This is a genomic window from Streptomyces sp. NPDC050759 (assembly GCF_044456945.1).
In the GTDB taxonomy this organism is placed as follows: domain Bacteria; phylum Actinomycetota; class Actinomycetes; order Streptomycetales; family Streptomycetaceae; genus Streptomyces.
Genome location: NZ_JBITGI010000002.1, coordinates 896,389 through 922,293, shown reverse-complemented (window position 1 = coordinate 922,293; position 25,905 = coordinate 896,389). Strand labels below are relative to the sequence as shown.

Sequence of the window (25,905 nt, the reverse complement as noted above, 5' to 3'; positions counted from 1 at the left end):
CCCATGTCCTCAGCACGCACCTCCCTGCGCCGCATCGGCCTCGCCGGCGCCCTCGCCGCCGCCGCGGTACTGACCGCCGCGGGCGCGGCCTCCGCACACGTCACCGTCCACCCCGACAGCTACGCCAAGGGCGCCACCGACGGTGCCCTGACCTTCCGGGTCCCCGACGAGAGCGACACCGCGAGCACTACGAAGGTCCAGCTGTTCCTGCCCACCGACCACCCGTTGCTCGGCGTGCTCGTCTCCCCGCACGACGGGTGGACCGCGAAGGTCACGGACACCAAGCTCAAGACGCCGGTCAAGACGGACGACGGCACGATCACCGACGCGGTCTCCGAGATCACCTGGACCGGCGGGAAGATCGGCCCGGGGCAGTACGAGGACTTCGACGTCGCCTTCGGCCAACTCCCCGACGACACCCCGCAGCTGACCTTCAAGACCCTCCAGACGTACTCCGACGGGAAGGTCGTCCGCTGGATCGAGGAGGCCGCCAAGGGCGACGAGGAGCCGGAGAACCCGGCACCGGTCCTCAAGCTGACGGCGGCCGGGACCACGTCGGCCACCGCGTCGCAGACCTCCGCGGTCGCGCCCAAGGCGTCGAAGGCCTCCGCGAGCGACTCCACCGCCCGCGGTCTCGGCGTCGCCGGGCTGGTCGTGGGCGTGCTGGGACTGGCGGCCGGGGCCTTCGCCGTCGTGCGGAGCCGCCGTACGCAGTGAGCCGGAACCTGTGGACTTCCGTACCCACAGGTGGTGATGGGTGCCCGGATGGAAGGATGAGGCGCGATGACAGCAGGGTGGTGTTCTCGCACAGTACGGGCCGCGGTGTTCGCGGCCGTCTGTGTGCTGCTCGCCGCCCTGGGCCACGTCCTCATGTCCGGCACCCATGTGCCCGGGTGGACGCTGGCCGCGGGCCTGGTCGTGACCGGGTGCGCGGGCTGGTGTCTGACCGGCCGTGAACGCGGGCTGCCGCTGATCGTGGCCGTCGTGGTCGCTGCCCAGACCGTCCTGCACTCGGCGTTCTCCCTCGCGCAGCCCACACCGGCGGCGCAGGACGCCGGCGCGATGCACATGGAGTCCATGCACACGAGTGGCATCGGCTCCCTGGATACCTCCCCTATGGGGACGTCGGCGGGCGTCGGTGCTCTCTCGTTCTGGATGCCCTTCGGCATGTACGCCGCCCACCTGCTCGCCGCGCTCCTCACCGGCCTCTGGCTGGCGTGCGGTGAGCGGGCCGCGTTCCGCATCCTGCGGGCCGTCGGGGCACGGCTGGTCGCCCCGCTGCGGTTGCTGCTCGCCCTGCCCGCCACCCCGCACCGCCCGCGTCTGCGGGTGCGCCGGCCCCGCTCCGAACGGGAGCCCCGGCTTCTCCTTCTCGTCCACGCGATCACCCACCGGGGGCCGCCCCTGGGGACCGCTGTCGCCTGACGACAGACGGCACCCCGAGGAAGCCCCTGTGCGCCTCGGGCTCGGTCGTGCCCCCACGTATGTGCTTCCCGCACACGTGGTCGCCGTACGGCCGCATTCCCTCACCGGACCGCCGCGCACCCCTGTGCACCTGTGCACCTGTGCACCCCCATCAGAGCGGCGGTGGTCCGGATCCCGGCTGACCCGAGAAGGACACCTGGTGATCACTTCTGCCCCGCCCGCCCCGGCCGACTTCCGCACCCCACGGGAGTCCGCCGATGCCTCCGCCACCGCCTGGGCGCTCGCCGCCCGTGCCGGTGACGCCGACGCCGTCGACCACTTCGTGCGCGCGCTGCACCACGACGTGCTGCGCTATGTCTCCTACCTGGGCGCCGACCCCCAGGCCGTGGACGACCTCGCCCAGGACACGTTCCTGCGTGCGCTCGGCAGTCTGCACCGGTTCGAGGGGCGGTCCTCGGCGCGAGCCTGGCTGCTGTCCATCGCCCGCCGTGCGGTGATCGACGGTTTCCGGCATGCGGCGGCTCGGCCCCGCCGGTATGACGGTTCGGACTGGCAGGCCGCGGCGGAGCGGGCCCAGCCGCGGGGCGTGCCTGGCTTCGACGAGGGGATAGTGCTGCTCGATTTGTTGGCCACGTTGTCCGACGAGCGGCGTGAGGCGTTCGTGCTGACGCAGATGCTGGGGCTGTCGTACGAGGAGGCGGCTCTGGTGAGCGGGTGTCCGGTGGGGACTGTGCGGTCTCGCGTGGCGCGGGCCAGGGCGGTGCTGGTGGAGTTGGTGGGCTGAGGGCGCCTATGGGGGTGCCGCGATGTGTTGTTGTGCGGCTGCGGCGCGCCTGTGGCTGGTCGCGCAGTTCCCCGCGCCCCTAAAGGAATCCAGTCACCGCTCCTTCCAAACGAACCTGACTGCCGTGGCCGCAGCCGCCAGGCCCGCCAAGCCGGTCCCGGCCAAGGCCAGTGCCCTGGCCCTGCGGCTCGGAGCGGTCGGCCGCGCGCCCGGGGCCACGCCGTACGCGCTGCCCGGTACCCCTGGCAGGGCGGATGCCAGCAGTTCCGCCAGGTGGACCGCCTCGTGGCCACCGCTGTCGAGTTCGTGGATCTGGGTGCGGCAGCTGAAACCGTCGGCCAGGACCACCGTCTCGGGGGGTTCGTCGCGCAGGCGCGGCAGCAGTACGCGTTCCGCGCATGCCTCGCTGACCTCCAAGTGGCCCGGTTCGAAGCCGAAGTTGCCGGCGAGGCCGCAGCAGCCGGAGTCCAGTCGTTCGGCGTCGACGCCGGCGCGGCGCAGGAGCTCCTGGTCGGCCTGCCAGTCCAGGACCGCGTGCTGATGGCAGTGCACCTGGGCGAGGGCCTTCGCGGAGCGTTCCGGGACGTGCGGGGGCTCGTAGCCGGGGGAGTGCTCGGTGAGCAGCTCGGCGAGCGTGACCGTCTGGTCGCGCAGCCGCCGTACGTCACGGTCGCCGGGGAACAGCTCGGGCGCGTCCGACCGGAAGACGGCCGTGCAGCTGGGCTCCAGTCCGACCACCAGACCGCCCGCCCGGACGTGCTCGGCGAGACCGCGCACGGTCCGGCCCAACACCCGTTCGGCGGTGGCGAGTTGTCCCGTCGAGATCCAGGTCAGCCCGCAGCACAGCGGCTCCTCGGGCAGCACGACCCGCCAGCCCGCGTGCTCCATGAGCGTCACGGCCGCCTGGCCGATGTGCGGGTGGAAGTGGTTGGTGAAGGTGTCCGGCCAGAGCAGGACGCTGCCGCGCGCGCCGTCGCCGTACGGCTCGTGCCGGGCGAACCACTGCTGCAGCGTCTCGCCGGCGAACAGCGGGACCTCGCGGTTCTCCACCCCCGCGACCGCCACGGCGGCCCTGGACAGGGGCGGGGTGTGGGTCACCGTGTTGACGACGGGCCCCAGCCGGGTGCGTCCGACCACCTGCGCCACGGCGGGCAGCCAGCCCATGGAGAGATGGGCGCGGGGCCTGCGCCACCAGCGGCCCTCGTAGTGGTGGGACAGGAACTCCGCCTTGTACGTGGCCATGTCGACGTCCGCCGGACAGTCCTTCTTGCAGCCCTTGCAGGCCAGACACAGGTCGAGGGCGTCCCGGACCGCCGCGGACCGCCAGCCGTCCCGCAGCGCGCTGTCGCCGTGCCCGTCGAGCATCTCGAACAGCAGTCGGGCCCGCCCGCGCGTGGAGTGCTCCTCCTCGTGCGTGACCTGGTAGGACGGGCACATCACCGCACCACCCTCGGTGGTGTGCTGACGGCATTTCCCCACGCCCACACAGCGGTTGGCGGCCTCGGCGAAGGACCCGCCGTCGTGCGGGAAGCGGAAGTGCAGGTCGCGGGGGTCGTACGGCGCCCAGTCGCCGCCCAGGCGCAGGTTCTCGTCCAGCTTGTACGGCGCCACGACCTTCCCGGGGTTCATCCGGTCGAGCGGGTCGAAGAGGGCCTTCAGTTGCTCGAAGGCGGTGACGAGTCGGTCCCCGAACATCCGCGGCAGCAGCTCGCCCCGGCTCTGCCCGTCGCCGTGCTCGCCCGAGAAGGAGCCGCCGAACTCGACGACCAGGTCGGCCGCCCGCTCCATGAACCGCCGGTAGGCGGTCACCCCGTCGGCGGAGTACAGGTCGAAGGGGATCCGGGTGTGCACACAACCGTGCCCGAAGTGGCCGTAGAGACTGGGCCCGGTGTCGCTGAGGTAGCCGAACTCGTCGTACAGGCGCCGCAGTCGGCGCAGATAGTCGCCGAGCCGGCCGGGCGGGACCGCCGAGTCCTCCCAGCCCTCGAAGGTGTCGGGGCGGCCCGGGATGTGTGCGGTGGCGCCGAGTCCGGCCTCGCGGACCTGCCACAACTCCTGCTCGTGGGACGGGTCGTCGAGGAAGGCGACCTCGGGATCGTGCTCGGACTCGTGCAGGCCGTCCAGCATGCGGTGGGCGTGTTCGTCGGCCTCCTGAAGGGTCTCCCCGCCGAACTGCACCATCAAGAAGGCGTTCCCCTCGGGGAGTTCCGCGCGGGCCTTCGGGTTGAGGTGCTTGATCCGCTCGTCCCTCAGCAGTCGAGAGTCGATGCCCTCCAGCGCGATGGGCTCGTACGGCAGGATCGTCGGTACGGCGTCGGCGGCCGTCTCGATGTCGGGGAAGCCGAGGACGACCAGGGTGCGTTCCTTGACCACCGGCGCCAGTTCCAGCTCCGCGCGCAACACCGTGACCAGGGTCGACTCACTGCCGACCAGCAGCCCGGCGACGTCGAAGCCGTGCTCCGGGAGCAGCGAGTCGAGGTTGTAGCCGGAGACCCGGCGCGGGATGTCCGGGAAGCGGGCGCGGATCTCGTCGGCGTAGGTATCACGCAGGGCGCGCAACTGCCGGTACAGGGAGGCCCGTAGATCGCCGTGCCGCTCGATCTCGGCGTACTCCTCGTCGCTGGTCTCCCCGCACCAGAACCGGGTGCCGTCATACAACTGCACTTCCAGGCGGGCGATGTTGTCGACGACCTTGCCGTAGGCCTGCGCGGTGGCCCCGCAGGAGTTGTTGCCGATCATGCCGCCGATCGTGCAGTTGGCGTGGGTGGCCGGCTCGGGGCCGAACCGCAGCCCGGTCGGGGCGAGTCGGCGGTTGAGCTCGTCGAGCACGATGCCGGGCTGGACGACGCAGGTGCGGGCGTCCGGGTCCACGGACTCCAGGCGGTCGCAGTACTTCGACCAGTCGATCACCACGGCGGTGTTGGTGCACTGCCCGGCGAGGCTGGTCCCGCCGCCCCGGGACAGCACGGGAGCGTCGTGCTCGCGGGCCACGGCCACCGCCTCCGCGGCCGCCTCGGGGGTCCGGGGCACGACCACGCCGATCGGGGTCTGCCGGAAGTTCGAGGCGTCCGTCGAGTAGGCGGCCCGGCTCCCCGCGTCGAAGCGGACCTCGCCGTCGACCCGCTCGCGCAGTGCGCGCTCCAGGGCCGCCGTGTCCGGCGGGGACGCGTCAGGACGTCGTACGACAGGAGCGGGCAGGTCGGAGGTCGCCATGAATTCCTCCTTCGGTGTCTGCGCGGACACCGGCCGGGTACCCGCAACCGCACCGACGACTACTCCGGCCTCGCCTCCACGGCGAGATCGGGCAGCAACGCGCGCAGCGCCTCACGCTGGTCGGCGCCCATGAACCGGGTCAGCGCCTCCTTGACCGTCGCGGCGAGGGTCCCGGAGGACTCCGCCAGCAGGCGCATGCCCTTCTCGGTGAGGGCCACCTCGACGCCCCGCTTGTCCCCGCACACCGACTTGCGGGTGACCAGACCGGCGTGCTGGAGACAGGCGATCTGGTAGGTGAGCCGGGTCTTGGGGCGGCCGAGGAGCTCCGCGATCTTCGTCATGCGCACCCCCTCGGCGGGGCGCGCGCCCAGCAGGCACAGCACCAGGAACTCGTCGTGCGAGACGTCCAGACCGTCCTTGACGGCGGAGCGCAGCTCCTGTTCCACGGCTCCCGTCGCGGCCAGCAGCAGCATCCAGGCATGCAGCTCCGGAGGCAGGAGTCCTTCGGACAGGGAGGGACATTCGGACGGGTCGGCCATGGATTCAAGTGTAGCCATTGTCCAAATTTGAAGTTTCGGCTAGCGTGATGTCATCCAAATTTGGACCACCTGAGTGAGGAATCATGACCGTCGCCGTCGAAACCGGAACCTGGCAGCTCGACCGGACCGCCACCACCGTCGCCCTGAAGCACAAGACGATGTGGGGCCTGGTCACCGTGAAGGGCGCCTTCACCACCGTGGACGGCCAGGGCGAGGTGCGGGCCGACGGGTCCGCCGTCGGCACCGTGACCCTCGACGCCGCCTCCCTCGACACCAAGAACGCCAAGCGCGACGAGCACCTGCGCGGGGCCGACTTCTTCGACGTCGAGAACCACCCCGAGATCACCTTCGCGGTGCGCAGCGCCGAGCTGCGCGACGGCGACCAGGTGCAGGTGATCGGCCAGCTGACCGCGCGCGGCGTCAGCCGCCCCCAGTCCTTCACCGCACACCTCAGCGACGCGAGCGCCGACGCGGTCACCCTGACCGCCGAGTTCTCGGTGGACCGCGACCACTTCGGCCTGGGCTGGAACCAGATGGGCATGATCCGCGGCCTGACCACGGTCACCGCCACGCTCCGCTTCACACGGTCGGCAGCGTGACGTCGGCGCTCGACAGCGTCTGCGGCGAGGACGTGAACACCCGGAGCCGGATCCGCTGACCCGGCTTCGGCAGGGCGTACGTCCCCTCGGGCGGCCGGAGCTCATACGTCGCCGTCGCGTGGGCGGGCAGTGTGGCCGGCCCCCGCAGGACCGAGAAGTACGGGTACATGCCCTGGCCCCGGGTCAGCGTGAAGTGCGGTGTGAGCGCGTCATCGCCGGTGTTGGTGACCCGCAGGGTCAGCCGGGACAGCGTGCGGACGCCGTGGCGCACGGAGGTGACCTCCATGCGCAGGGGCGGTGAGCCGGTGGCCGCCAGCGCCGCGCTCGCCAGAGCCGGGCTCAGCAGCAGGACGGCCGCGGCGATCCGCGCCGGACGCCGGTACGGGCCGGAAAGTCGACGGCTGAACGGCTGCCAGGCCCCCGCGAACTCCGCCGCGGGCGCGGTGACCGCCGCCGCCAGCCACAGCGGGGTCATCATCAGGTAGTAACCGTCCTGCGAACGTGTCGCCAGCCAGAAGGCCAGCCACGGCAGCACGGTCGCCGCCGGGCCCAGGCGGCGCACGAACAGCACGAACACCGCCAGCAGACCGGCGAGCAGCAGCAGACTCGCGTACCCGTACCAGTCGAGCCGGTCGCTGCCGTTCGTGAGATACAGCGATACCCCCACCAGGCCCTGGCCGTGCAGCACCGCGCCCTGGACCAGCGGCAGCGCGATCCCCTTCAGCCAGGCGACCGGCTGGCTCACGATGAAATACGTGTTGATCAGCAGCCACGCGGTCGCGGCGACCCCGCCGAGCCGCAGCACCACCAGGCCCGCCGCCCGCGCACCGAGCTCCCCACGCCGAACGGCGTAGATCCCGGCGAGCAGGAACGGCGCGAGGAACCACGGCAACTGCTGTGCCGCGCACGCCGCGCCCAGACAGGCGGCCTGCGCCACCCCGGCCGGACCCAGCCGCCCGCCCCGCCCGATCCGGGGCCAGCGCACCACCACCGGTACCAGCAGGGCCAGCGCCAGGATCGCCGGGTAGCCGAGCCGGCCGTACATCGAGATCATCGAGAATCCCAGGCACGCCATGGTCGCAGCCGACCGCCACGGCGCGGGCAGCAGCCACCACAGCACGACCGTGCCGACCAGCAGCGCGCCCGTGCTCATCGCTATGGCCGGCAGACCGCCGTGACCGAGCCAGAGCAGGGGGGCGGTCAGCAGCGGGGCGAGCGGGGGATAGCCGTACGTGTAGTCGTAGCCGCCCGTGACGGTCGGGGTGAGCGCGATGCCGTCGCCGCCGAAGAGCCACGGCCAGGGGTGGCCGTAGACCCCGTGCCCGGCGACCAGTTCGCGCGCCGCCTGGGCGGTGAGGACGGACTCGTCGGAGCCGCGGTGGAACAGGACGAACGCGCACAGGGCGAGCGTCAGCCCGGTCACCAGCACGCACAGGTCCACCCGCGCCAGGGCCCGCCGGCCGCGCACCACCAGCGCGAGAACGCCGCAGACCAGGATCGAGGCGTAACAGAGGGAGATGACCGCGGCCACGGCCGGACGGTGGGTGGCCGCCTGCGTCCACACCTCACGGGTGCCGATGAAGAGGCTGACGTCCGCGAGCAGCGTCAGGACGCGATGCCACTGTGTGGGGGGTTCCGGGGCGGTGGACACCGCCGGCTGGGTCGGCCGGCCGGGTGCCGACAGCTGAGTATCTGCCAGGAGCACGACATCGGACGCTAATCGGACCCGGTGAGCGAGCTGTCGTCGGAGGCCAAGAGTCCGGTGTGAGGCCGGTAAGACCCCTTTTCGGCACGCCGGACGGCGGTGGGATGTGGGAGCCGACGCGGTCGCGCACCGTGTCGCTGTTGGGCCGAACGGGTGACTTGGCGTAAGAATTGGCTGGTGCAGGCATTGAAGGCGAGTCGGAGCGGGGGCAGCCGGTGAACAGGTACGACGTCACCGATGAACAGTGGGAGGGGCTCGCCCAGGTCGTTCCGTTGCGCGGGCGGGACGCATGGCCGTCCGCGGTCGACCACCGGTCCAGGCCGGAGGCCGAGACCGAGGCCCGGCGCCGCTTCGTCGTCCTGCGGATCAACGTCTTCGCGGACGCCCGCGAGGTCGCCGAGACCCTGATGGCGGGCATACCCGTCCTGCTCGACCTCACCGCCGCGGAGACGGACGTGGCCAAGCGGGTCCTCGACTTCAGTACGGGCGTCGTGTTCGGGCTGGCCAGCGGAATGCACCGCGTGGACCGCAACGTGTTCCTGCTGACGCCGGCCGGGACCGAGGTCACGGGCCTGATGGAGGGCGCGGGCATGCCGGGGTCGTGAGCCTTGGAGAGGTTCGCTCGTTCGTAGGAAGGGCGCTGCGGAGGAACGGTTCGTCCAGTGGCGGAGTCCTACGGTCCGGATATGCGTGTCTCCCCCACATCGCCTGTCGTGCCCGCTCAGTCGGCTCCTCCGTGCCCGGAGCCGTCGCAGAGCGGTGTGCGCCGCCCCGACCGGCCCTGTCTCACCGAACTGCGGCTGTCCGCGTACGCCGTCCACCGGCGGGCCGGGCTACCGCTCGCGCCGCTGACCCTGATCGCCGGGCCCAGCGGGAGCGGCAAGACGAGCGCGCTCAGGGCCTACGAGGCACTCGCCCGGCTCGGCGCCGGCGCGAGCCTCGGCGAGGTGTTCCCCAACCCCCTCTCGTACGTCCCCGACCGGGCCCGCCCCGACGCACAGCGCCGCCGCGGCTTCCGGATCGGCTGCACGGCCGACGGGCCCGAGGGACCGGTCCGGCTCGACGTCGCCGTCCAGGCCGAGCCCGAACTGCGCATCGTGGGGGAGCGGTTGACCTCCGGCGGGCTCGTCCTGCTGGAGACCGCCCTGCGCGACCCCTCCCGCCGGGCCGTGCAGGCTGCCTGGCACACGGCCGGGACCGCGCCGGTCACCCGCGCCCCGCTCCCGGACGACCGGCTCGGCACCGTCCTGTTGCCACTGCGCGTCGCCGGCAAGACGGACGGACAGCGGCGCGTCCTCGCCGCCGCCGAGCAGATGGTCGTCGCCCTGCGCTCCGTCTTCGGCTGCGACCCACGGCCCGGCCGCATGCGCCTGCCCGTCCCGACCGGTACCGGCCGGCTCCTCGGCGGCTGCGACAACCTCGCCGACGTCCTGTGGCGCACCCGCACGGAATGCGGCCGGCGCCACGCGCAGCTCGTCGCCGCGGTGCGCGCCGGATGCGCGGGCCCCGTCACCGACGTCCTCGCCGAGCCCCTTCCCACCGGGACCGTCCGGGCACTGCTCGACCGCGGGGACGGCAGCCGGACGGTGCTGGGGCGACTGGGCGACGGCGAGTTGAGGTACCTCGCGCTCGCGCTGGTGCTGCTCACCGGGCCCGGGGTGCTGGAGGTCGACCCGGTCGGCGAGGTGCCCGCGGCGATGCAAACGCTCACCGTGCTCGCCGACAACCTCGACCGGAGTCTGGACCCACGGCAGCGCGCCGAACTGCTGCGGCTGGCCGTGCGGATGTGCGAGCGCGGACACATCCGGCTCGTCGGCGCGGTGAGCGACGCCTCCTGGGCCGCCGGGGTGGACGGGGTCACGGTGGTACACCTGGAGCCGTGACAGAACCTCTCGACGTGGCGAAACTGCAGCGCCGGCTGGCCGAGTTCGCGGCGGCCCGCGACTGGCAGCACTACCACACCCCCAAGAACCTCGTCGCCGCGCTCAGTGTGGAGGCCTCCGAACTGGTCGAGATCTTCCAGTGGTTGACTCCCGAGGAGTCGGCGCGGGTCATGGACGACCCCGACACCGCGCACCGCGTCACGGACGAGATCGCCGATGTGCTCGCGTATCTGCTCCAGTTGTGCGAGGTGCTCGGCGTCGATCCGCTGGCCGCGCTGGACGCGAAGATCGACCGGAACGAGCGGAGGTTTCCGGCACCGTAAGGCCCATAAGGAAGAGATCAGTCCTCTTTCACTCTCCGTGATGAAAAGTCGGTCCGAAACCGATTTGTTGTCCACAGATTTCCGTCTACCTCTGGTTTTTCGTTCCGAGCGAGCTCACTCTGGGTAGTGGACAAGCAGGCTCGGGCGGACGTGCCCGGGGGCTACGCCGGGACAGACGGGGGCAGCCGATGGACGCGGTGCGGCTCATCGTGACGAGCAGGCGTGCCCTGGCCGGAGGCGGCGAGGCGCCTCAGGTCATGGCGGAGGTGTGGCAGGCGCAGGCCCTGGCCCAGGCGATAGGGAGCCGCCTCGCGGTCGCCGGGCCTCCCGAACTCCGGGGAGAGGCGTTGGGGTTGACCGAGCTGGCGGGCCGCGGTTGCGGTGTCCTCGACCGCCCCGACATCGCCCTGGCGGAGTTGCGGGCCGCCCAGCTCACCGAGCTCGGCGACGCCCGCCAGGCCCTCCTCTACCTCGGCGGCCTCCTCGGCGAGGTGGGCATAGCCCTGGTCGGCCTCGCGTCCGCGGCGGACGACGAGACGACGTACTGGCAGTGCATGGAGGCGATCGACGCGGCGGACGAGTCGCGGGACCGGGTGCTGCAGATGCTGCGAAGACTGGCGGACCGGGGGGAGGAGTTGCCGGAGGCGGGGTGAGGGTCCTGTTGTCCGGCGGCTGCGGGTGCGTCGTGGCTGGTCGCGCAGTTCCCCGCGCCCCTGAGTGGGTGCAGGCAAGCCATGCCCGGCTGTACCCACCTAGGGGCGCGGGGAACTGCGCGACCAGCCCCCACCGGCCCGCAGCCGAAGATCGACCTCAGCCGGCCCCCTCCTCACCAACCCCCCGCCCCGAACCCCCGGCCCCCTGAAGATCCTCCAGCGCCGAAAGATCCGCGTTCAGCGCCGCCATCAACTCCTCCATCTGCTGCAGCAGCCCCTTCGGCTGCCCAGCCCCCGCAGTCAGCGGCACGGTTTCTTCGGACATGACGGCCTCCTCGGCCCAAGGACCCACGCTGGTAATTGATCACGCGCCGGCGACGACAAGCCGGCTCCGCCTGAGCCAACGATCACCAAAGGGCTCGGTCACTGGCGCGGCCGCGGGGACCGATGGGACCACCGCGAAGCCCTGCGTGCAGGATGGAGTCATGGATCTCCGTATCTTCACCGAGCCCCAGCAGGGCGCGAGCTACGACACCCTCCTCACCGTCGCCAAGGCCACCGAGGATCTCGGCTTCGACGCGTTTTTCCGCTCCGACCACTACCTCAAGATGGGTGACGCCGACGGTCTCCCCGGTCCCACCGACGCCTGGATCACCCTCGCCGGCCTCGCCCGTGAGACCAAGCGCATACGCCTCGGCACCCTGATGACCGCGGCCACCTTCCGGCTCCCCGGCGTCCTCGCCATCCAGGTCGCCCAGGTCGACCAGATGTCCGGCGGCCGCGTCGAACTGGGCCTGGGCGCCGGGTGGTTCGAGGAGGAGCACGCGGCGTACGGCATCCCGTTCCCGAAGGAGAAGTTCCCCCGCCTGGAGGAGCAGCTGGAGATCGTCACCGGCCTGTGGGCCACCGAGCCCGGCCAGACCTTCGACTTCCACGGCGAGCATTACGACCTCACGAAGTCGCCCGCGCTGCCCAAGCCCGCCCAGGACAAGATCCCCGTGCTGATCGGCGGCCAGGGCGCGACGCGCACCCCGCGTCTGGCCGCCCGCTACGCCGACGAGTTCAACATGCCCTTCGCCTCACCCGAGGACAGCGAGGCGCAGTTCGGCCGGGTCCGTGCCGCCGCCCAGGAGGCGGGCCGCGCGGCCGACGCGATCGCCTTCTCCAACGCGCTCGTCGTCTGCGTCGGCAAGGACGACCAGGAGGTCGCCCGCCGTGCCGCGGCGATCGGCCGCGAGGTCGAGGAGCTCAAGGCCAACGGCCTGGCCGGCACCCCCGCCGAGGTCGTCGACAAGATCGGCCGCTATGCCGCCGTGGGCTCGAGCCGTATGTACCTCCAGGTCCTCGACCTCGACGACCTGGACCACCTGGAGCTGATCTCCGCGCGGGTCCAGTCGCAGCTGTCGTAGACCTGTGCCTCCTGGTTAATCGAAGGCGCAGGTGGGACCCGCTGTGGGAAGCTGAGGGCGTCGTCCTGCCGAGCCCCCGGGATCACCGTCTCGGGGGCTTTCGCGCGCGCGGCATCCTGTCCCGTCCACCGGCCGGAGAGGCCACTCGCATGTTTCTGACGATCAGTACCACCGGCACTCCCGAGCGCCCCGCCACCGACCTCGGCTACCTGCTGCACAAGCATCCCGAGAAGGCGCAGGCGTTCTCCACCTCCTACGGCAGGGCGCACGTCCTGTATCCCGAGGCGGACGATCAGCGGTGCACGGCGGCGCTGTTGCTGGAGGTCGACGCGGTGGCTCTGGTCAGGCGCGGCAAGGGCAAGGGGCGCGGCGGCGCCCCGGACGCGACCCTCGCGCAGTACGTCAACGACCGCCCCTACGCGGCGTCTTCGCTGCTCGCGGTGGCGCTGAGCGCGGTCTTCTCCAGCGCGATGCGCGGGGTGTGCGGCGCCAAGCCCGAACTCCCTTCGCAGCCACGGCCGTTGCGTATCGAGGTGCCCGCTGTGGCGGCCCGCGGCGGACCGGAACTCGTACGCCGCCTGTTCGAGCCGCTCGGCTGGACCGTGACGGCCGAACCGGTCGCGCTGGACGCCGAGTTCCCCGAGTGGGGCGACTCGCACTATGTCCGCCTCGAACTGGAGTCCACGCAGCTCACCGTCGCCGAGGCCCTGCGTCATCTGTACGTCCTCCTCCCCGTCCTCGACGACGCCAAGCACTACTGGGTGGCCTCCGACGAGGTCGACAAGCTGCTCAGGGCCGGTGAGGGCTGGCTGCCCGCGCACCCGGAGCAGAAGCTGATCACCAGCCGTTACCTGTCCCGCCGCTGGTCGCTGACGCGTGAGGCGATGGAACGCCTGGAGCTGGTGCGGCTCGCCGAGGCCGACGACAGCGAGGTCGAGGACATCGACAACGCCGTCGAGGCGGAGACCGAGACCGAGGAGAAGCCGACCCCGCTCGCCGTCCAGCGCCGCGAGGCGATCCTGGAGGCGCTGCGCGCCGCCGGTGCCGCCCGCGTCCTCGACCTCGGATGCGGACAGGGCCAGTTGGTGCAGGCACTGCTCAAGGACCCGAAGTACACCGAGATCGTCGGCGTCGACGTGTCGGTGCGGGCGCTCACCATCGCCTCCCGGCGGCTGAAGCTGGACCGCATGGGGGAGCGGATGGCCTCCCGCGTTCAGCTCTTCCAGGGCTCGCTGGCGTACACCGACAAGCGGCTCAAGGGGTACGACGCCGCCGTGCTCAGCGAGGTGATCGAGCACCTCGACCTGCCCCGGCTGCCCGCCCTGGAGTACGCGGTGTTCGGCGCGGCCCGCCCGCGGACCGTCCTCGTGACGACCCCGAACGTCGAGTACAACGTCCGCTGGGAGTCGCTCCCGGCCGGGCACGTCCGGCACGGCGACCACCGCTTCGAGTGGACGCGGCAGGAGTTCCGGGCCTGGGCGTCCTCGGTGGCCGAACGGCACGGCTACGACGTCGAGTTCAGGCCGGTGGGACCGGACGACCCGGAGGTGGGACCCCCCACCCAGATGGCCGTTTTCGAGATCAGCACAGTGGTGACCAGGACCGAGAAGGAGGCGAAGGCGGCATGACCGAGACCCAGCGCACGGGACGGACCCTTCCCGTCACCGACCTCTCCCTCGTCGTCCTCGTCGGTGCCTCCGGCTCCGGCAAGTCCACCTTCGCCCGCCGGCACTTCAAGCCGACCGAGGTGATCTCCTCGGACTTCTGCCGAGGCCTGGTCTCCGACGACGAGAACGACCAGGGTGCGACGAAGGACGCCTTCGACGTCCTGCACTACATCGCGGGCAAGCGCCTGGCCGCCGGCCGCCGCACGGTCGTCGACGCGACCAGCGTGCAGTCGGACTCCCGACGGCAGCTGATCGACCTGGCGAAGAAGTACGACGTGCTGCCGATCGCCATCGTTCTGGACGTACCCGAGGAGGTGTGCGCCGAGCGCAACGCGGCCCGCACCGACCGGGCCGACATGCCGATCCGGGTCATCAAGCGCCACATCCGTGAACTGCGCCGCTCGATCCGCCACCTCGAGCGCGAGGGCTTCCGCAAGGTGCACGTGCTGCGCGGGGTGGCGGACATCGAGAACGCCACCGTCGTCACCGAGAAGCGCTTCAACGACCTGACCCACCTCACCGGCCCCTTCGACATCGTCGGCGACATCCACGGCTGCGCCTCCGAACTGGAGTCGCTGCTCGGCAAGTTGGGCTACACCGACGGCGTCCACCCCGAGGGCCGTACCGCGGTCTTCGTCGGTGACCTCGTCGACCGCGGCCCGGACAGCCCCGGTGTGCTGCGCCGCGTGATGTCGATGGTCAAGTCGGGCAACGCGCTGTGCGTGCCGGGCAACCACGAGAACAAGTACGGCCGTTACCTCAAGGGCCGCAAGGTCCAGCACACCCACGGCCTGGCGGAGACCATCGAGCAGATGGAGAGCGTCTCGGACGAGTTCCGGGCCGAGGTACGGGAGTTCATCGACGGCCTGGTCAGCCACTACGTCCTCGACGGCGGCCGCCTGGTCGTCTGCCACGCCGGTCTGCCGGAGAAGTACCACGGCCGCACCTCCGGCCGGGTCCGCTCGCACGCGCTGTACGGCGACACCACCGGAGAGACCGACGAGTTCGGGCTGCCGGTGCGCTACCCGTGGGCGGAGGACTACCGCGGCCGGGCGGCCGTGGTCTACGGCCACACCCCGGTCCCGGAGGCGACCTGGCTCAACAACACGATCTGCCTGGACACCGGCGCGGTCTTCGGCGGCAAGCTCACGGCGCTGCGCTGGCCGGAGCGCGAGCTGGTCGACGTACCGGCGGAGCTGGTCTGGTACGAGCCGACGAAGCCGCTGAAGTCGGAGGCGCCCGGCGGGCAGGACGGCCGACCGCTGGACCTGGCCGACGTGCACGGCCGCCGGGCGGTCGAGACCCGGCAGGCGGGCCGGGTCGCCGTCCGGGAGGAGAACGCGGCCGCGGCCCTGGAGGTGATGAGCCGCTTCGCGGTGGACCCGCGGCTGCTGCCGTACCTCCCGCCGACGATGGCACCGACGGCGACCTCGCGTGTCGAAGGCTTCCTGGAGCACCCGGAGGAGGCGTTCGCGCAGTACGCCGGGGACGGTGTCGAGCGGGTGGTGTGCGAGGAGAAGCACATGGGCTCGCGGGCGGTGGCCCTGGTCTGCCGGGACGTGGAGACGGCCCGTGGGCGCTTCGGCGTGGACGGCCCGACGGGTTCGCTGTACACACGGACCGGCCGCCCGTTCTTCGACGACGAGTCGGTGACGGAGGCGATCCTGGACCGGCTGCGGTCGGCGATCGGCGAGGCGGGTCTGTGGTCCGAACTCGACACGGACTGGCTCCTGTTGGATGCCGAACTGATGCCGTGGTCGCTGAAGGCCTCGGGCCTGCTGCGGTCGCAGTACGCGGCCGTCGGCGCCGCGTCCGGCGCGGTGTTCCCGGGCGCGCTGGCCGCGCTCCGGGGTGCGGCGGACCGGGGCGTGGACGTGACGGACCTGCTGGCCCGCCAGCGCGAACGGGCGGACGCGGCAGGCGCGTTCACCGACGCGTACCGGCGCTACTGCTGGACCACCGACGGTCTGGACGGCGTCCGCCTGGCGCCGTTCCAGATCCTCGCGGTCCAGGGCCGCAGCCTCGCCGGGCTCCCGCACGACGAGCAGCTGGCCCTGCTCGACCGCCTGGTGGAGCACGACGGCAGCGGCCTGCTGCAGACCACCCGGCGCCTCTACGTCGACACCGGTGACCCGGAGTCGGTGCGGGCGGGCGTCGACTGGTGGCTGGAGATGACCGGGCGCGGCGGCGAGGGCATGGTCGTCAAGCCGCTCGGCGCGGTGGTCCGCAGCCCGGAGGGCCGCCTGGTCCAGCCCGGCATCAAGTGCCGCGGCCGGGAGTACCTGCGCATCATCTACGGACCCGAGTACACCCGCCCGGAGAACCTCGACCGGCTGCGCAAGAGGTTCCTGAACCACAAGCGCTCCCTCGCGATCCGCGAGTACGCCCTCGGCCTGGAGGCCCTGGACCGTCTCGCGGAGGGCGAGCCGCTGTGGCGGGTCCACGAGGCGGTGTTCGGGGTGCTGGCGCTGGAGTCGGAGCCGGTGGACCCGCGGCTGTGAGCCGCGGGCCCGGGTGCGAGGGGTGACCCACCGGTCACCCCTCGCCCCTCACCCCACCAGCCGCAACCGCTCCCCGCACACCCCCACCTCCACCGTCTGCCCCCACGTCAGCTCCACCGCGTCCCCCTCCATCCCGTCCCCGAAGGCGATCAGCCGTTCGGACTCGACGGTGAGGCGGAGGCGGGCGCGGGCGGGGAGTTCGCCGGCGACCATGGAGGTGCCGGTGGCGGGGGACGGCCACGCCTCCCGTACGAACCACAGCAGGCGGTCCTCCGTGGGGCCCGGCAGCCGCAGCCGGCCGCCCCGCTCCTGCCAGAGCGAGCGGAGCCAGCCGGTGGCGCCGGTGCCCGTCCCCACCAGCACCCCGGAGGAGGCCTGGGCCTCGACGACACCCCCGTCGCCCTCCAGGCCCAGGCGGTATCTGGCTGTCTGGTGTCCGGCGGCGCCCAGATAGATCTCGTTCAGGGCGACCAGCCGTTGTGTGTCGTCGGCGACGGCCTCGACCATGGTGAGTTCGTCCACGGTGGTGTCGAGGGCCGCCGGGAGCAGGGCCGCGGCCTGCGCGGGACGGTGGCGTACCAGGACACCGGGGTTGCGGCCGGGGTCGGTGTCGATGCCCACCACCCGTTGCCCGGAGAGGTATTTGGCCACGTTCGCCACCAGACCGTCCTGCCCGACCACGATCACGACGTCCTCGGGCGCGAACAGGAAGCGGTCCAGGTCGGCCCGCTCCACCCGCGCCTGACGCCAGGTCAGGGGGATCGCGGAGGTCACCTCCGCGAGCGCCCGCCGGGTGCGCTCATGACGTCCGGCGACCTCCGCGATGTCCCGGCCCCGGGAGGAGAGGAAGAAGGCGGCCTGGCCGTGGGTGCCGTGGTGGGCCACCAACTCCTCGTACTCCGTGGTGCGGTGCACCAGGACCGCGCGCGGGGCGAGACTCACTCCGGCTCCCGTGCGCCCAGCTTCGCCAGCAGCCCCGTCAGCACGTCCGGCGAGATCGTCACGCTGTCGATGTTCGGCAGGTTCTCCGCGAGCCGGGTCCCGGTGAGGGCGTGCAGCGTGGCGACGTCGACCTCCGCGTGCACCCGCAACCAGGCGGCCTGCGCCTGCGCCTTCGCGTCGCCCACCGTGCGCGCCCCTTCGGCCTCCGCGCGGGCGAGCCGTACCGAGCGGGTCGCCTCCGCCTCGGCCCGTACCGCGTCCGCCGCCGCGTGCTCCTGAGCCTCCCGGCGTGCGTTCGTGCCGCGCTGCTCCACCAACTGCTCCTCGCGGCGGGCGAGTTCGATCTGGCTGGCCAGTTCGTTCTCGGCGATGGCCCGCTCCCGCTCCACGGCGACCGCCCGCCGTTCGTAGGTCGCCCGGTCGGCCTCCTGCTGGATCTGTTCGCGGGCCGGGGTGCGCAGGGCCCGTTCCACCTCCGGCTCGGGGCGCAACGCCATCACGCGTACGGCCACCACCTCGATGCCGGTGGCCGGCAGCCGCGGTTCGGCGTCCAGGCCCGCCGCGATCCTCTCGCGTACCGCCGAGACGCCGTCGACCAGGGCGGAGGCCAGGGAGGTCCGGGTCAGCACGTCGAGCGCGTGCTGCTGGGCCGTCTCCGTGAGCAGCGTGCCCAGTTGTTCCAGGGGCGCGCCCCGCCACGCCCCGGTGTCCGGATCGATCGAGAAATCCAGGCGGGCGGCGGCGAGCGCCGGGTCACCGATCCGGTAGGTCACGGTCGCCTGTACGGCCACGTCCTGGAAGTCCGACGTACGGGCATGGAACGTCATGGCCAACTCGCGGTCGTCCACCGGAACTTCGGAGAGCGCGGCCGTCAGTGCACGGAACCAGAAGCTGAGCCCCGGACCGTCGTGCAGCAGCGCGCCGCCGCGGTGGTGCCGGATGTGCGCCGTGGGCGCGCCGCGCAGGTGGCGCCAGCCGAGGCGCCGGGTGATGTCGGCCATCGAGTCCCCTCTTTTCGTCTGTTGGACGATAACCGGGAGAGCGAGTTGTCGTCAAGGGGACGAGAACAAGAAAGCCGGTCGGACCACGGGTCAAGAGGCCCCTGGTTGGTCAGGATGGAGGCATGGGATTCCATGTCGACTCCGAGGCCGGGCGGCTGCGCCGCGTCATCCTTCACCGGCCGGATCTCGAGCTCAAAAGGCTCACCCCCAGCAACAAGGACGCACTGCTCTTCGACGACGTGCTGTGGGTGCGCCGGGCGCGCGCCGAGCACGACGGGTTCGCCGACGTGCTGCGCGACCGCGGTGTCGCCGTCCATCTCTTCGGCGATCTGCTCACCGAGGCCCTGGAGATCCCGGCGGCCCGGTCACTCGTCCTGGACCGCGTCTTCGACGAGAAGGAGTACGGCCCGCTGGCCACCGATCATCTGCGGGCCGCCTTCGAGACACTGCCCGCCGCGGAACTGGCCGAGGCCCTGGTCGGCGGCATGACCAAGCGGGAGTTCCTTGAGGCGCACCCGGAGCCGACCTCCGTGCGCTTCCATGTCATGGACCTCGACGACTTCCTGCTCGCTCCGCTGCCCAACCACCTCTTCACCCGTGACACCTCCGCCTGGATCTACGACGGTGTCGCCGTCAACGCCATGCGCTGGCCGGCCCGGCAGCGGGAGACGGTCCACTTCGAGGCGATCTACCGCCACCACCCCGTCTTCCGTGACGAAACGTTCCACATCTGGTCGGAGGGGCAGGCCGACTACCCGTCCACCATCGAGGGCGGGGACGTCCTCGTCATCGGCAACGGCGCCGTCCTCATCGGCATGAGCGAGCGCACCACGCCCCAGGCCGTCGAGATGCTCGCGCACAAGTTGTTCGCCGAGGACTCCGCGCAGTCGATCGTGGCCCTCGACATGCCGAAGCGGCGGGCCTTCATGCATCTCGACACCGTGATGACGATGGTCGACGGCGACACCTTCACCCAGTACGCCGGACTCGGCATGCTCAGGTCGTACACCATCGAACCGGGCGTCGGTGACAAGGAGCTCAAGGTCACCGACCACCCGTCGGAGCACATGCACCGCGCGATCGCCGCCGCGCTCGGGCTGAGCGAGATCCGTGTGCTGACCGCCACCCAGGACGTGCACGCCGCCGAGCGTGAACAGTGGGACGACGGCTGCAACGTCCTCGCCGTCGAGCCGGGTGTCGTCGTCGCCTACGAGCGCAACGCCACCACCAACACCCATCTGCGCAAGCAGGGCATCGAGGTGATCGAGATCCCGGGCAGCGAGCTGGGGCGGGGCAGGGGCGGGCCGCGCTGCATGAGCTGTCCGGTGGAGCGGGAGGCCGTATAGGAGAGATCCTCTACGGAACGCGCGATCGCATAGTCGTACAGCAGTCTGTATATAAATGCTGAGCATCGTATAGACTTCCAAGGTCCGTCTGTTCACGCACCTCTGGAGCGCCCCCCATGGCGACAGTCCCGACCGCCCTCGCCGGCCGCCACTTCCTCAAGGAGCTCGACTTCACCGAGCAGGAGTTCCTCGGGCTGGTCGAACTGGCAGCCGAGCTGAAGGCCGCCAAGAAGGCGGGGACCGAGACGCGGTACCTGAACGGGAAGAACATCGCGCTGATCTTCGAGAAGACCTCGACGCGCACGCGCTGCGCGTTCGAGGTCGCCGCGGCGGACCAAGGCGCCTCGACGACCTACCTGGACCCGTCCGGCTCGCAGATCGGGCACAAGGAGTCCGTGCGCGACACCGCGCGTGTGCTCGGCCGTATGTACGACGGGATCGAGTACCGCGGGGACAGTCAGCAGAAGGTGGAGGAGCTGGCCGCGTACGCCGGGGTGCCGGTGTACAACGGGCTCACCGACGACTGGCACCCCACCCAGATGCTGGCCGACGTGCTGACGATGACCGAGCACACCGCGAAGCCGGTCCGGGAGATCGTCTTCGCCTACCTCGGTGACGCGCGGTTCAACATGGGCAACTCGTATCTGGTCACCGGCGCGCTGCTGGGCATGGACGTACGGATCGTCGCGCCGAAGGCCTACTGGCCCGCGCAGGACGTCGTCGAGCGGGCCCGTGCGCTCGCCGTGGACAGCGGGGCGCGGATCACTCTCACCGAGTCGCTGGAGGAGGGCGTGCGGGGGGCGGATTTCGTCGCGACCGACGTCTGGGTCTCCATGGGGGAGCCGAAGGACGTGTGGGACGAGCGGATCGCCGCGCTGTCGCCGTACGCGGTGACCACGGACGTGCTGCGGGCCACGGGGAACGCGGACGTCAGGTTCCTGCACTGTCTGCCCGCCTTCCACGACCTCGGTACCAAGGTGGGGCAGGAGATCTTCGAGAGCCACGGCCTGGAGTCCCTGGAGGTCACGGACGAGGTGTTCGAATCGGTGCACTCGGTGGTCTTCGACGAGGCGGAGAACCGGCTGCACACGATCAAGGCGGTCCTGGTGGCGACGCTGGCCTGAGTCTCACGCCGGGTGTCGCTGAGGCGGCACCACCGGCAGCCGGAACCACACCGCCTTGCCGGTCTCGGTCGGGCGGTGCCCGCACGACGAACTGAGCGCCCTGATCAGGAGCAGGCCGCGGCCGTGCTCCTGCCAGGGATCCGGGTCCCTGGCGTCCGGCCGGGTCAGATGGCCCGGGGGCGCCGGGTCCGGGTCGTGCACCTCCACCTGGCAGCCGGTCGGCAGCAGCTCCACGACCAGCTCTATCGGGGTGTCGCCGGAGGTGTGTTCCACGGCGTTCGCCACCAGCTCGGCCGTCAGCAGCTCCGCGGTGTCGCTGTCCGCCCCGTGCTCCAGCTCGGCCAGCGCGGTGCGGACCAGAGCGCGCGCCACGGGCACGGCCGCGGCGGAGTGCGGCAGCGCGATGCGCCAGGAGGCGGAGGCCGGGGGGCGATCTTGCAAGGCGGTTCCGTTCATGAGCAGGCTGTCCTGCTTTCAACCGTATGAATGGTACGGCGCCGTCGGCAGAGTCGTCCGGCGGGCGCCGTACGGGACCTTCGGCCCCGTTGGCAGGCGGCTTACCCGTAGCAACGGCTTGCCTCCCACCGCTGATCCCGCCGTTGCCTGTCTGTCGACGAGCCGTGACGGATGTGACCCGGCCAGGTCAGATCCGGACGCCTTTATCGCGCACTCGTGACGACAGTCAAAGAGGGGTGATAGCTTCGAGGGAGAGCGCATGGATTGCACCTGGATGCGCCGGGAACCTCGCCACTCGCACTGCGTCCGAGCACGAGGAGGCCGCACGCCATGAGTCCCTTCACCGGCTCCGCCGCCCCCACCTCCGACTGGCGGCACCTGCGCGTCGACCTCACCGACGGGGTCGCCACCGTCACCCTCGCCCGCCCCGAGAAACTCAACGCGCTCACCTTCGGCGCCTACGCCGACCTGCGCGACCTCCTCGCCGAACTGTCCCGGGAGCGGTCCGTCCGCGCCCTGGTCCTGGCCGGCGAGGGCCGCGGTTTCTGCTCCGGCGGTGACGTCGACGAGATCATCGGCGCGACCCTCGCCATGGACACCGCCCAGCTCCTCGACTTCAACCGGATGACGGGCCAGGTGGTGAGGGCCGTACGGGAGTGTCCGTTCCCGGTGATCGCGGCGGTGCACGGGGTGGCGGCGGGCGCGGGCGCGGTCCTCGCCCTGGCGGCCGACTTCCGGGTGGCGGACACCTCGGCCCGCTTCGCCTTCCTCTTCACCCGGGTCGGCCTGTCCGGCGGAGACATGGGCGCGGCCTATCTGCTGCCGCGCGTGGTCGGCCTCGGCCATGCCACCCGGCTCCTCATGCTCGGCGAACCGGTCCGCGCTCCCGAGGCCGAGCGCATCGGCCTGATCAGCGAACTGACCGAGGAGGGCGGCGCGGACGAGGCCGCCGCGCGCCTGGCCCGCCGGCTGGCGGACGGCCCTGCACTGGCGTACGCCCAGACGAAGGCCCTGCTGACGGCGGAGCTGGACATGCCGTTGGCCGCTTCGGTGGAACTGGACGCCTCGACGCAGGCCCTCCTGATGAACGGCGAGGACTACCGGGAGTTCCACGCCGCGTTCACAGAGAAGAGGCCACCGAAATGGAAGGGGCGGTAAGTGTCCCGACCTATAGGGGCGCGGGGAACGGCGCGATCAGCCACATCGAACCCGCAGCCGCCGAACAAGCCCAGCCACCCCCTACGAGTAGCGATCGTCGGCGGCGGCCCGGGCGGCCTCTACGCCGCCGCCCTGCTGAAACGCCTCGACCCCCGCAGAGAAGTCACCGTCTGGGAACGCAACGCCCCCGACGACACCTTCGGCTTCGGCGTGGTCCTCTCCGACGAGACCCTCGGCGGCATCGAGCACGCGGACCCGGTGGTCTACGAGGCGATGCAGTCCGACTTCGTCCGCTGGGACGACATCGACATCGTCCGCAGAGGAACCCGCCACACCTCCGGAGGCCACGGCTTCGCTGCACTCGGCCGCAGACGACTCCTCGAGATACTGCACGACCGCTGCCGCGCTCTCGGCGTGGACCTCCGCTTCCGTACGGTGGCCCCGGCCGGTCTCGAAGAGACGCACGACCTCGTCATCGCCGCCGACGGAGTCAACAGCACCACGCGCGAACGGCACAGCCGTGTGTTCCGCCCCCATGTGACCCCGCACCACTGCCGCTACATATGGCTTGCCGCCGACTTCCCCTTCGACGCCTTCCGGTTCGAGATCGCCGAGACCGACCACGGCGTGATGCAACTCCACGGCTACCCCTATTCCCCCGACGCCTCCACCGTGATCATCGAGATGCGTGAGGAGGTCTGGAAGGCGGCCGGCTTCGACGAAGTCCCCCCGCGGGAATCGACGGAGAGCTGCGCCAAGATCTTCGCCGAAGCACTCCGCGGCCGCCCTCTGCGCTCCAACAACTCCACCTGGACCACCTTCCGCACGGTGGTCAACGACCACTGGTCGCACGGCAACACCGTGCTGCTCGGCGACGCGGCCCACACCGCCCACTTCTCCATCGGCTCCGGCACCAAGCTCGCCGTCGAGGACGCCCTCGCCCTGGCCGCCTGCCTGGAGGAACAGCCCACGGTGGGAGGGGCGTTGGCGGCCTACGAGGCGGAGCGCAAACCCGTCGTCGCCTCCACGCAGCGCGCCGCCCGCGCCAGCCTGGAGTGGTTCGAGAACCTCGGCCTCTATCTAGACCAGCCACCCCGCCAGTTCGCCTTCAACCTGCTCACCCGCAGTCGCCGCGTCACCCACGACAACCTGCGCCTGCGCGACGCGCGCTTCACCGGCGCCGTGGAGCGCGAGTTCGGCTGCGCGCCGGGCACGCCCCCGATGTTCACCCCGTTCCGGCTGCGCGGACTGACCCTGCGCAACCGGGTCGTGGTGTCGCCGATGGACATGTACTCCGCCACCGACGGCATCCCCGGCGACTTCCACCTGGTCCACCTGGGCGCCCGGGCCCTCGGCGGCGCCGGGCTGGTGATGACCGAGATGGTGTGCGTCTCGCCCGAGGGACGGATCACCCCCGGCTGCACCGGCCTCTACAACGGCAGACAGGCCGCGGCCTGGAAACGGATCACCGACTTCGTGCACACGCAGTCGCCGGGCACCGCGATCGGCGTGCAGCTCGGACACAGCGGCCGCAAGGGCTCGACCAAGCTGATGTGGGAGGGCATCGACGAGCCGCTGCCGGAGGGCAACTGGCCGGTCGTGGCGCCGTCCCCGCTCCCGTACAAGCCCTCCAGCCAGACTCCGCGCGAACTCGGCCGTGCCCAACTGACCGACATCCGTGAGCAGTTCACGGCGGCGGCCTGGCGTGCCGCCCGGGCCGGCTTCGACCTCCTCGAACTGCACTGCGCGCACGGCTATCTGCTCTCCGGCTTCCTCTCCCCGCTGACCAACCGGCGCACGGACGCCTACGGCGGCTCTCTCGCGAAGCGCCTCCGCTTCCCACTCGAAGTCTTCGACGCCATCAGGGAGGTGTGGCCGCAGGAACGGCCCATGACCGTCCGTATCTCCGCCACCGACTGGGCCGAGGGCGGCAACACGGCCGAGGACGCCGTCGAGATCGCCCGCGCCTTCGCCGCGCACGGCGCCGACGCGATCGACGTGTCGACCGGACAGGTGGTGGCCGAGGAGCACCCGGAGTACGGGCGGTCCTACCAGACGCCGTACGCCGACCGGATCCGTCACGAGACCGGTGTCCCGGTGATCGCGGTCGGCGCCATCTCCTCCTGGGACGACGTCAACTCGCTGATCCTGGCCGGGCGTACGGACCTGTGCGCGCTGGCCCGCCCGCATCTCTACGACCCGCACTGGACCCTCCACGCGGCCGCCGAGCAGGGGTACCACGGTCCCGGCGTCGTCTGGCCGGACCCGTACCGCGCGGGCAGCCGCCGACCGCAGACCGGACGCACCGACGCCCCCAAGCCCCGGCTCACGCTCGGGACTTGAGCCTGGGATCACAGACCGGCGAAGGTGGCGCCCGCGTCCCGCAGCCGCTCGTGCAGACCCTGGAACACCGCCGCCGCCCGCCGGCCCGGCCAGTCCTCCGGGAGCAGCAGGGCGGGCAGGCCGGGGTCGGAGTAGGGGAGATGGCGCCAGGAGTCGAGGGCGAGCAGGTAGTCGCGGTAGGCCTCCTCGGGCGGGGTGTCGGCCCGGTCCTCCCAGTCGTGCAGCACGCGCGCGTGGCGGTCGAGGAAGGCTTCGTGCTCCTTGGCGATCGCGGCCAGGTCCCACCAGCGGGACACCGCCTCGACGGTCGCGGCGAAGCCGAGATGCTCACCGCGGAAGAAGTCGACGTACGGGTCGAGCCGCAGCCGCTGGAGGGTGTGCCGGGCCTCCTCGTACAGTCGCGCCGGGGCGATCCACACCCCGGGGGCCGCCGTGCCGAAGCCGAGTCCGGCCAGCCGTGAACGCAGCACGTGGCGCTTCTGCCGCTCCGACTCCGGCACCGAGAACACCGCGAGCACCCAGCCCTCGTCCTCCGGCGGGGTCACCGCGTAGATGCGCCGGTCGCCGTCGTCGAGCAGCTGACGGGCCTCGTGCGACAGTTCGTATCCGGCCGAGCCCCGGGCCGTGCGGGCCGGCAGCAGCAGGCCGCGCCGCTTGAGGCGGGACACCGACGAGCGTACGGAGGGGGCGTCCACGCCGACCGCGGCCAGTAGCCGGATCAGCTCGGCGACGGGCACGGGGCCCGGCATGAAGCGGCCGTAGGCTCCGTAGAGCGTGACGATGAGAGACCGTGGTGCATGCTGGTCGGACACGTTGATCATCTTAGTTCGTGTG

23 protein-coding genes are annotated in these 25,905 nt (G+C 71.5%); 15 read left to right on the top strand and 8 right to left on the bottom strand.

Annotated elements, in window-relative coordinates; translation table 11 throughout:
• Positions 1–3 precede the first annotated feature (3 nt).
• The 3 genes from ACIBJB_RS09865 to ACIBJB_RS09855 all read left to right on the top strand — a co-directional run bounded on the left by ACIBJB_RS09865 (position 4) and on the right by ACIBJB_RS09855 (position 2,209).
• A complete protein-coding gene (locus tag ACIBJB_RS09865; protein WP_398928363.1) occupies positions 4–717 on the top strand; it encodes a YcnI family protein in 714 nt (237 codons plus the stop codon).
• Between the two features lie 66 nt (positions 718–783).
• Complete coding sequence (locus ACIBJB_RS09860) at positions 784–1,425, top strand: hypothetical protein (protein ID WP_398928361.1); 642 nt, start codon at positions 784–786, stop codon at positions 1,423–1,425.
• A 199-nt stretch (positions 1,426–1,624) separates the two neighbouring features.
• Positions 1,625–2,209, top strand: coding sequence for a sigma-70 family RNA polymerase sigma factor (locus ACIBJB_RS09855; protein ID WP_398928359.1), 585 nt, complete (start codon positions 1,625–1,627; stop codon positions 2,207–2,209).
• Between the two features lie 93 nt (positions 2,210–2,302).
• Here the strand turns inward: ACIBJB_RS09855 and ACIBJB_RS09850 are convergent, their stop codons facing one another.
• A complete protein-coding gene (locus ACIBJB_RS09850) occupies positions 2,303–5,422 on the bottom strand; it encodes an FAD-binding and (Fe-S)-binding domain-containing protein (RefSeq protein ID WP_398928357.1) in 3,120 nt (1,039 codons plus the stop codon).
• A 59-nt stretch (positions 5,423–5,481) separates the two neighbouring features.
• On the bottom strand, positions 5,482–5,961 hold the full coding sequence (locus ACIBJB_RS09845) for a MarR family winged helix-turn-helix transcriptional regulator (RefSeq protein WP_398928355.1): 480 nt from the start codon (positions 5,959–5,961) through the stop codon (positions 5,482–5,484).
• 83 nt (positions 5,962–6,044) lie between these two features.
• On the opposite strand from ACIBJB_RS09845, the gene ACIBJB_RS09840 reads away from it, so the two are divergent.
• Complete coding sequence (locus ACIBJB_RS09840) at positions 6,045–6,560, top strand: YceI family protein (RefSeq protein ID WP_398928353.1); 516 nt, start codon at positions 6,045–6,047, stop codon at positions 6,558–6,560.
• Here ACIBJB_RS09840 and ACIBJB_RS09835 read toward each other — a convergent pair.
• Positions 6,541–8,265 (bottom strand): hypothetical protein, encoded by a 1,725-nt coding sequence (locus ACIBJB_RS09835; RefSeq protein WP_398928351.1) that lies wholly within the window; start codon positions 8,263–8,265, stop codon positions 6,541–6,543. The genes ACIBJB_RS09840 and ACIBJB_RS09835 overlap by 20 nt on opposite strands.
• A 215-nt stretch (positions 8,266–8,480) precedes the next feature.
• Here ACIBJB_RS09835 and ACIBJB_RS09830 point away from each other — a divergent pair, with 215 nt between their 5' ends.
• The 4 genes from ACIBJB_RS09830 to ACIBJB_RS09815 all read left to right on the top strand — a co-directional run bounded on the left by ACIBJB_RS09830 (position 8,481) and on the right by ACIBJB_RS09815 (position 11,124).
• A complete protein-coding gene (locus ACIBJB_RS09830) occupies positions 8,481–8,870 on the top strand; it encodes a cell division protein SepF (RefSeq protein WP_398928349.1) in 390 nt (129 codons plus the stop codon).
• Between the two features lie 81 nt (positions 8,871–8,951).
• Positions 8,952–10,148, top strand: coding sequence for an AAA family ATPase (locus ACIBJB_RS09825; protein WP_398928347.1), 1,197 nt, complete (start codon positions 8,952–8,954; stop codon positions 10,146–10,148).
• The gene (locus ACIBJB_RS09820) at positions 10,145–10,471 is read left to right on the top strand and encodes a nucleotide pyrophosphohydrolase (protein WP_398928345.1); all 327 of its coding nucleotides are present in this window, start codon (positions 10,145–10,147) and stop codon (positions 10,469–10,471) included. The genes ACIBJB_RS09825 and ACIBJB_RS09820 overlap by 4 nt, the downstream gene beginning before the upstream one ends.
• A 188-nt stretch (positions 10,472–10,659) precedes the next feature.
• Positions 10,660–11,124 (top strand): DUF6099 family protein, encoded by a 465-nt coding sequence (locus ACIBJB_RS09815; RefSeq protein ID WP_398928343.1) that lies wholly within the window; start codon positions 10,660–10,662, stop codon positions 11,122–11,124.
• Positions 11,125–11,281: 157 nt separating this feature from the next.
• On the opposite strand, the gene ACIBJB_RS09810 is transcribed toward ACIBJB_RS09815, so the two are convergent.
• A complete protein-coding gene (locus ACIBJB_RS09810; RefSeq protein ID WP_398928341.1) occupies positions 11,282–11,449 on the bottom strand; it encodes a hypothetical protein in 168 nt (55 codons plus the stop codon).
• 160 nt (positions 11,450–11,609) lie between these two features.
• Between ACIBJB_RS09810 and ACIBJB_RS09805 the strand changes: the two genes are divergently transcribed.
• The 3 genes from ACIBJB_RS09805 to ACIBJB_RS09795 all read left to right on the top strand — a co-directional run bounded on the left by ACIBJB_RS09805 (position 11,610) and on the right by ACIBJB_RS09795 (position 16,701).
• Positions 11,610–12,533 (top strand): LLM class F420-dependent oxidoreductase, encoded by a 924-nt coding sequence (locus ACIBJB_RS09805; RefSeq protein WP_398928339.1) that lies wholly within the window; start codon positions 11,610–11,612, stop codon positions 12,531–12,533.
• Positions 12,534–12,682: 149 nt separating this feature from the next.
• Positions 12,683–14,161: a 3' terminal RNA ribose 2'-O-methyltransferase Hen1 gene (locus ACIBJB_RS09800; RefSeq protein WP_398928337.1), complete on the top strand. Its 1,479-nt coding sequence runs from the start codon at positions 12,683–12,685 to the stop codon at positions 14,159–14,161.
• Positions 14,158–16,701, top strand: coding sequence for a polynucleotide kinase-phosphatase (locus ACIBJB_RS09795; protein ID WP_398928335.1), 2,544 nt, complete (start codon positions 14,158–14,160; stop codon positions 16,699–16,701). The genes ACIBJB_RS09800 and ACIBJB_RS09795 overlap by 4 nt, the downstream gene beginning before the upstream one ends.
• A 48-nt stretch (positions 16,702–16,749) precedes the next feature.
• Here the strand turns inward: ACIBJB_RS09795 and ACIBJB_RS09790 are convergent, their stop codons facing one another.
• Positions 16,750–17,643, bottom strand: coding sequence for a hypothetical protein (locus ACIBJB_RS09790; RefSeq protein WP_398928333.1), 894 nt, complete (start codon positions 17,641–17,643; stop codon positions 16,750–16,752).
• Complete coding sequence (locus ACIBJB_RS09785; RefSeq protein ID WP_398928331.1) at positions 17,640–18,644, bottom strand: SPFH domain-containing protein; 1,005 nt, start codon at positions 18,642–18,644, stop codon at positions 17,640–17,642. Before ACIBJB_RS09785 ends, ACIBJB_RS09790 begins: the two co-directional genes overlap by 4 nt.
• Positions 18,645–18,766: 122 nt before the next feature.
• Here ACIBJB_RS09785 and ACIBJB_RS09780 point away from each other — a divergent pair, with 122 nt between their 5' ends.
• Positions 18,767–19,990, top strand: coding sequence for an arginine deiminase (locus tag ACIBJB_RS09780; RefSeq protein ID WP_398928329.1), 1,224 nt, complete (start codon positions 18,767–18,769; stop codon positions 19,988–19,990).
• Between the two features lie 116 nt (positions 19,991–20,106).
• Complete coding sequence (gene argF / locus ACIBJB_RS09775; protein ID WP_398928327.1) at positions 20,107–21,114, top strand: ornithine carbamoyltransferase; 1,008 nt, start codon at positions 20,107–20,109, stop codon at positions 21,112–21,114.
• Between the two features lie 3 nt (positions 21,115–21,117).
• Here the strand turns inward: argF and ACIBJB_RS09770 are convergent, their stop codons facing one another.
• Positions 21,118–21,570, bottom strand: a complete 453-nt coding sequence (locus ACIBJB_RS09770; RefSeq protein WP_398928326.1) for an ATP-binding protein — start codon at positions 21,568–21,570, stop codon at positions 21,118–21,120.
• A gap of 330 nt (positions 21,571–21,900) precedes the next feature.
• On the opposite strand from ACIBJB_RS09770, the gene ACIBJB_RS09765 reads away from it, so the two are divergent.
• Positions 21,901–22,728 carry an enoyl-CoA hydratase family protein gene (locus ACIBJB_RS09765; RefSeq protein ID WP_398928324.1) on the top strand — a complete coding sequence of 276 codons (828 nt, stop codon included), beginning with the start codon at positions 21,901–21,903 and terminating at the stop codon, positions 22,726–22,728.
• Positions 22,729–25,071 (top strand): bifunctional salicylyl-CoA 5-hydroxylase/oxidoreductase, encoded by a 2,343-nt coding sequence (locus ACIBJB_RS09760; protein WP_398928322.1) that lies wholly within the window; start codon positions 22,729–22,731, stop codon positions 25,069–25,071.
• Positions 25,072–25,079: 8 nt separating this feature from the next.
• Here ACIBJB_RS09760 and ACIBJB_RS09755 read toward each other — a convergent pair whose 3' ends face one another.
• Positions 25,080–25,892 carry a PaaX family transcriptional regulator C-terminal domain-containing protein gene (locus tag ACIBJB_RS09755; RefSeq protein ID WP_398928320.1) on the bottom strand — a complete coding sequence of 271 codons (813 nt, stop codon included), beginning with the start codon at positions 25,890–25,892 and terminating at the stop codon, positions 25,080–25,082.
• Between the last annotated feature and the right edge of the window lie 13 nt (positions 25,893–25,905).